Below are 5781 nucleotides of genomic sequence, written 5' to 3'. Positions count from 1 at the left end.
GGTCCGGGATGCCGGGCGCGAGGTCGTGGCCCGCTCGGCGCTCGGGTGCCGACGAGGGCGCCGACCACGTGCGCGGTCGCGGGGAGCTGGGCACAGCGGGTGCGGGCGGCACCGTCGCGACGCCGGTCACGGCCGGGGGGTCGCGCGCGACGCGCGTCGCCGACCCCGTGCGCGCCTCGAGCACCCCCTCCGCGACGAGCTGCCCGTACGCCTCCGTGACCACCCAGCGGGACACACCGAGCTGCTCGGCGAGCCGGCGGCTCGGCGGCAGCGCCGCACCGGCGGGCGCGCGTCCGCTCCGGACGGCCTCCCGCACCGCGCGCTCGAGCTGCTCGACGCGCGGTCCGACGGCGTCGAGCTCGAGGAGCGTCTCCCACGCCAGCGCGGGATTGGCCTGGTCACGTGGCATCAGATCGGACTGTAGCGCCGTGCCACTGCGGACCTAGCGTCGACGTGCGGCGCTGCGCCGCTCCACCACCAGCAGGACCAGCAGCAGGACCACCCGAACCACCACCCGCAGGCCACCAGGAGGACCCATGCAGTACCGCACCATCGGCGACGGCGACCGTGCCGTCGAGGTCTCGACGCTCTGCCTCGGCACCATGCTCATGGGCACGCTGACCGACGAGGCGACGTCGTTCGCGATCCTCGACCGCTTCCTCGAGGCGGGCGGCACGTTCCTCGACACCGCGAACAACTACAACGCCTGGACCGAGGGTGGCCACGGCCGCGACAGCGAGGACCTCGTCGGCCGGTGGCTCGCCGACCGGGGCGTTCGGGACCACGTCCGCATCGCGACCAAGCTCGGGGCGGCCAAGAAGGACCCCGCCCTCCCGCTCGCCAACACGCCGCCGACCAACTTCGAGGGCCTGGGGGCCGAGGTCGTCGAGCGCCAGGCGCGCGAGAGCCTGCGCCACCTGGGCGTCGACCGGATCGACGTCCTCTACGGGCACGTGGACGACCTCGAGACGCCGATCGCCGAGACCGTGGGCGCGTTCGGCAAGCTCCAGGCCGAGGGCGTCGTCGGCCTCAGCGGCATCTCCAACGTCGCGCTCTGGCGCCTCGTCGAGGCGCGCGAGGAGGCGCTGCGCCAAGGCGTGCCGCCGTACGCGCTGGTGCAGCAGCAGCTGACGTACGCGTACCCGACGCCCGACCCGGACCGCCACAACTGGGCGTCGCCCGAGCTGCTCGACTACGCGCGCTCGACCGGCGTGCCCGGGCGGCCGTCGCTCACGGTCACCGCGTACTCGCCCCTGCTGCAGGGGGCGTACGTGCGCCGCGACAAGCCCCTCTTCGGCGGGTACGACCACCCGACGACGCACGCGCGGGTCCGCGCCCTGCACGACGTGGCCGCCGAGCTCGGCGCGACGCCGAACCAGGCGGCGCTCGCCTGGCTCCTCGGCGGGCCGGTGCCGGTCGTGCCGATCGTGGGCGCGAGCAGCGTCGCCCAGCTCGACGAGGCGCTCGCCGCGTGCGACCTCGTGCTCGAGCCCGAGCTCCGCGCACGCCTCGACGCGGTGTGACCGGTGCGGCGGGGACGGTGGCGGTGGCAGCACCTCGCACAACGATGGCGGGATTTCGCCAGCGCGGCGGGGGTCGGTGGTCCTAGCGTCATGGCGTGACCACCGCCCCCGCCCGTCCCGCCGCGCCGCCGACCTCGCGCCACCGCGCCCTCCCGGTGCTCGCGATCGGCGTCACCGTGCTGCTGTGGGCGTCCGCGTTCGTCGGGATCCGGGGTGTCGGGGCCGACGTCGGGCCGGGCGAGCTCACGCTCGGCCGCCTCGCCGTCGGGAGCCTCGCCCTGGGGATCCCGCTGCTCCTCACCCGGCCGGCGTGGCCCGCGCGCGAGCACTGGCCGCGCCTGATCGGCGTCGGGCTGCTGTGGTTCGGCGTCTACAACGTCGCCCTCAACGCGGCCGAGCAGCGGATCGACGCGGGGACGGCGGCGATGCTCGTCAACGTGGGGCCCGTGCTGCTCGCGGTGCTGGCCGGCCTCAGCCTCGGCGAGGGCTTCCCGCGCCCGCTCCTGGTCGGCAGCGCGATCGGCCTCGCGGGCGTCGTCCTCATCGGCGTCGCCACGTCCACCGGTGACCGCGCCGACGTGTGGGGTGCCGTCCTGTGCGTCGTCGCGGCCGTCGCGTACGCCGTCGCCGTGATCCTGCAGAAGCCCCTGCTCGGCCGGATGTCGGCGCTGCAGGTGACGTGGGCCGCGTGCACCATCGGTGCCGTCGCCTGCCTGCCCTTCGCACCCGGGCTGGTCGCGGACCTGACGGCCGCCGGTCCCGGCGCGCTCGCGGGCGTCGTCTACCTGGGCCTGTTCCCGACGGCGATCGCCTTCACGACGTGGGCGTACGCCCTCGCGCGCAGCGACGCGGGCCGGCTCGGCTCGACGACCTACCTCGTCCCGCCCATCGCCGTCCTGCTCGGCTGGCTCCTGCTGGGCGAGGTCCCGCCGCTCCTCGCGTTCGCGGGCGGCGCCCTGTGCCTGCTGGGTGTGTGGACGACGCGCCGGCGGACGCTCACCCTGCGCCGGCGCCCCCGGACCGCCGAGCAGCCCGCGGTGTGACGAGGCCCGACGTCCGACCCGAGGAGGACGAGCGCCGCAGCCGTCCCGACTACACTCCCCGTGTGATCTTCAAGGCCGTGGGCGACGGGCGCCCGTACCCCGACCACGGCCTCACCACGCCCAAGCAGTGGGCCGAGGTCCCGCCGCGTCAGGTCCGGCTCGACGACCTGGTGACGACGAAGCGGACGCTCAACCTCGACAACCTCCTCTCGGAGGACTCGACGTTCTACGGCGACCTCTTCGCGCACGTCGTGCAGTGGAAGGGCGTCATGTACCTCGAGGACGGCCTGCACCGCGCCGTACGCGCCGCGCTCCAGCAGCGGCCCATCCTGCACGCGCGCGTGCTCGTCCTGGAGGACTGATGGAGGAGCTCAGCGCCGCCGAGCGCGAACGGCGGCTGCGGCGGCGCCGGACGCACGAGCGGCAGGCGGTCATCTTCGGCTCGCTCATCGCCGCCCTCGCCGTCGCGGGCCTGGGCTCGGCCGCGATCTACACGGGCGTCATCTCCGCGCCGTTCCTCGACCGCGAGTTCAGCACGCCCGAGCCCGAGGACGGCGCCACCGCGCTCCCGCCGCCGCCGTGCCCGCCCGAGGGCACGCTGCCCGTCGCGTACGCCGGCGTCGCGGTCAACGTGCTCAACGGCGCCGGTCGCTCGGGCCTCGCGGGCGAGACGAGCAGCGCGCTGAGCATGCGCGGCTTCGTCGTCCCGATGGCGAGCAACTACCCCGCGCGCCTGCCGGGCACCGCTCAGATCACCTTCGGCGAGACGGGCCTCGCCCAGGCCTACACGCTCGCCGCGCACCTCACGGCGCCGACGCTCGTCATGGACCAGCGCGCCGAGGCCACGGTCGACCTCGTGCTCGGCGAGGAGTTCCAGACGCTCGTCGACCCCGCCGCCGTGGTGCTCGACCCCGCCGCGCCGCTCGCACCTGTCGAGGGCTGCGTGCCGCTCGAGGAGGCCCGCGAGGCCGCGCTCCCGGCACCGACGCCCACGACCGCACCGGCCGTCGAGGGCGAGCCGGCTCCCGAGGGCTGACCGTGGGGCTGCGGATCCGCGCGGCGCGCGCCGACGACGCCGCCGCGCTCGACGACATCTGCATCCGCACCGGTCACGCGGGCGGCGACGCCACCGACCTCTACGCGCACCCCGAGCTCCTCGCGGACGTCTACCTGCGGCCCTACCTGGTGCTGAGCCCCGACCTCGCGTTCGTCGTGGCGAACGACGACGACGTCCCGCTCGGCTACGTCGTGGGCGTGGCGGACACCGCGGCGTTCGAGGCGGCGTGCGAGGAGCGGTGGTGGCCGCTCGTCCGCGAGCGCCACCCGCAGGGCAGCGCGGAGCCCGGCAGCCGGGACGCCGCGCTCGTGCAGCTCGTGCACGAGCCGCGCCGCACGGACCCCGACGTCGCCGCCCGCTTCCCCGCGCACCTGCACGTCGACCTGCTGCCCGTCGCGCAGGGCGGTGGTCACGGGCGCGCGCTGCTCGAGCGGCTCTTCGCCGCGCTGCGCGAGCGCGACGTGCCGGGCGTGCACCTCGGCGTCGGCGCGGCCAACGCACGGGCCCGCGCCTTCTACCACCACCTCGGGTTCACGACGCTCGAGGAGGACGACGGCGGCGCGCTGCTGGGCCTGCGGCTGGACGCCGGGCGGGGCTAGCCCGCGCCCCGACGCCGCGTCCGCGGGACGCGCGCCCCGGCCCGCCCGTTCTCGGACGACCCTCAGTGCGGCGTGCGGTCCTCGAGCTCGGTGCCGCCCGGCACCGACGCCGGGCTGGCGGGCTCCTGCGTCGTGCCGCGCCACCGGGCCACGCCGCGCATGAGGTGGTAGATCCCGACGGCCGCGGCCGTGCCGAGCGCGATGCCCTCGAACGCGACCTCGCCCACGGCCCACGTGTAGTTGGCGATGCCGACCACGAGCGCGACGGCGGCCGTCGTGAGGTTGACGGGGTCGGAGAAGTCGACCCGGTTCTGCACCCAGATGCGCGCGCCGAGGATGCCGATCATCCCGTAGAGGACGGTGGTCGCCCCGCCCAGGACGCCGTCGGGGATGGTGCCGATGACCGCGCCGAACTTGGGCGACAGGCTCAGCACGAGCGCCGTCGCGGCCGCCACCCAGTAGGCCGCGGTCGAGTACACGCGCGTCGCCGCCATGACGCCGATGTTCTCGGCGTACGTCGTGGTGCCCGAGCCGCCGCCGGCGCCCGCGAGCGTGGTCGCCACGCCGTCGGCCAGCAGCGCGCGGCCCATGAGCGGGTCGAGGTCCCGGCCGGTCATGGCGGCGACGGACTTCACGTGCCCCACGTTCTCGGCGACCAGCACGAACACCACCGGCAGGAACAGACCGAGGACGGACAGGTCGAACGTCGGCGCCGTGAAGTCGGGCAGGCCCACCCACGCGGCGGCGCGCACGTCGGCGAAGTCGACCTCGCCGCGCAGCACGGCCACGAGGTACCCCACGAGCACGCCCATGAGGATCGCGAGGCGGCCCAGGATGCCGCGGAACAGCACGGTGACGAGCACGACGGCGAGCAGGGTCGCGACCGCGGTCACCGGCGCCTTCTGCACGTTGCCCCACGCGGTGGGCGCGAGGTTGAGGCCGATCAGCGCGACGATCGTGCCGGTCACCACGGGGGGCATGATCACGTCGATCCAGCGCGACCCGACCACGTGCACCACGAGCCCGACGACGGCGAGCAGCACGCCCGTGAGCAGCACACCCCCGAGCGCGAGGCTCGTGCCGCCCTGCGCCTGCGCCGCGGCGATCGGCGCGAGGAAGGCGAAGCTCGAGCCGAGGTAGCTCGGCAGCCGGTTCCCGGTGATGACGAGGAAGAGCACGGTGCCGAGCGCCGAGAAGAAGAGCGTCGTCGCGGGCGGGAGCCCGGTGAGGATGGGCACGAGGAACGTCGCGCCGAACATCGCGACGACGTGCTGCATGCCGATCCCGATGGTGCGCGGCCAGCTCAGGCGCTCCTCGGGGGAGACGACGGCGCCAGGGCCGATCCGCCGTCCGTCGCCGTGCACGTCCCAGCCCAGGGCCATCTCGTCTCCTCCGCCGCACCGCACCGACGGGCCACCACGTCACGCGAGCGCAGGGGCGCCGCGGCAAGGCCCACCGCATGCTAGCGACGGCACGCGCCGGCCACGCCGCACGCCCACGACGCCGCAGTCCCGCGACGCCCGCGGCGTCGGCGCGCTGTGCCATGCTGGCCGCAGACG

7 protein-coding genes are annotated in these 5781 nt (G+C 75.4%); 5 read left to right on the top strand and 2 right to left on the bottom strand.

The genetic code is table 11. The features are described from left to right. Window positions 1–409: GntR family transcriptional regulator (locus ICW40_RS01005; protein WP_221651928.1), on the bottom strand; the 409-nt coding region annotated here is incomplete at its 3' end. A 127-nt stretch (window positions 410–536) separates the two neighbouring features. On the opposite strand from ICW40_RS01005, the gene ICW40_RS01000 reads away from it, so the two are divergent. The 5 genes from ICW40_RS01000 to ICW40_RS00980 all read left to right on the top strand — a co-directional run bounded on the left by ICW40_RS01000 (window position 537) and on the right by ICW40_RS00980 (window position 4222). Further along, window positions 537–1523, top strand: a complete 987-nt coding sequence (locus ICW40_RS01000) for an aldo/keto reductase (protein WP_221651927.1) — start codon at window positions 537–539, stop codon at window positions 1521–1523. A gap of 95 nt (window positions 1524–1618) precedes the next feature. Further along, window positions 1619–2566, top strand: coding sequence for a DMT family transporter (locus tag ICW40_RS21325; protein ID WP_308121550.1), 948 nt, complete (start codon window positions 1619–1621; stop codon window positions 2564–2566). Between the two features lie 62 nt (window positions 2567–2628). Further along, window positions 2629–2928 carry a type II toxin-antitoxin system VapB family antitoxin gene (locus tag ICW40_RS00990; protein ID WP_199423201.1) on the top strand — a complete coding sequence of 100 codons (300 nt, stop codon included), beginning with the start codon at window positions 2629–2631 and terminating at the stop codon, window positions 2926–2928. Beyond that, on the top strand, window positions 2928–3602 hold the full coding sequence (locus ICW40_RS00985) for a LytR C-terminal domain-containing protein (RefSeq protein WP_221651926.1): 675 nt from the start codon (window positions 2928–2930) through the stop codon (window positions 3600–3602). The genes ICW40_RS00990 and ICW40_RS00985 overlap by 1 nt, the downstream gene beginning before the upstream one ends. Before the next feature lie 2 nt (window positions 3603–3604). Then, the gene (locus ICW40_RS00980; RefSeq protein WP_308121549.1) at window positions 3605–4222 is read left to right on the top strand and encodes a GNAT family N-acetyltransferase; all 618 of its coding nucleotides are present in this window, start codon (window positions 3605–3607) and stop codon (window positions 4220–4222) included. 62 nt (window positions 4223–4284) lie between these two features. On the opposite strand, the gene ICW40_RS00975 is transcribed toward ICW40_RS00980, so the two are convergent. Next, complete coding sequence (locus tag ICW40_RS00975) at window positions 4285–5604, bottom strand: uracil-xanthine permease family protein (RefSeq protein WP_221651925.1); 1320 nt, start codon at window positions 5602–5604, stop codon at window positions 4285–4287. Window positions 5605–5781 lie beyond the last annotated feature (177 nt).

Source organism: Actinotalea ferrariae, assembly GCF_019733465.1.
In the GTDB taxonomy this organism is placed as follows: Bacteria; Actinomycetota; Actinomycetes; order Actinomycetales; family Cellulomonadaceae; genus Actinotalea; species Actinotalea ferrariae_A.
This window is presented reverse-complemented; position numbering and strand designations above follow the sequence as displayed.

Bases quoted from the DNA above. Each gene is read 5' to 3' on its own strand.
- ICW40_RS01000 (WP_221651927.1), top strand. From the start codon at position 537: ATGCAGTACCGCACCATCGGCGACGGCGACCGTGCCGTCGAGGTCTCG.
- ICW40_RS00985 (WP_221651926.1), top strand. From the start codon at position 2,928: ATGGAGGAGCTCAGCGCCGCCGAGCGCGAACGGCGGCTGCGGCGGCGC.
- ICW40_RS00975 (WP_221651925.1), bottom strand. From the start codon at position 5,604: ATGGCCCTGGGCTGGGACGTGCACGGCGACGGACGGCGGATCGGCCCT.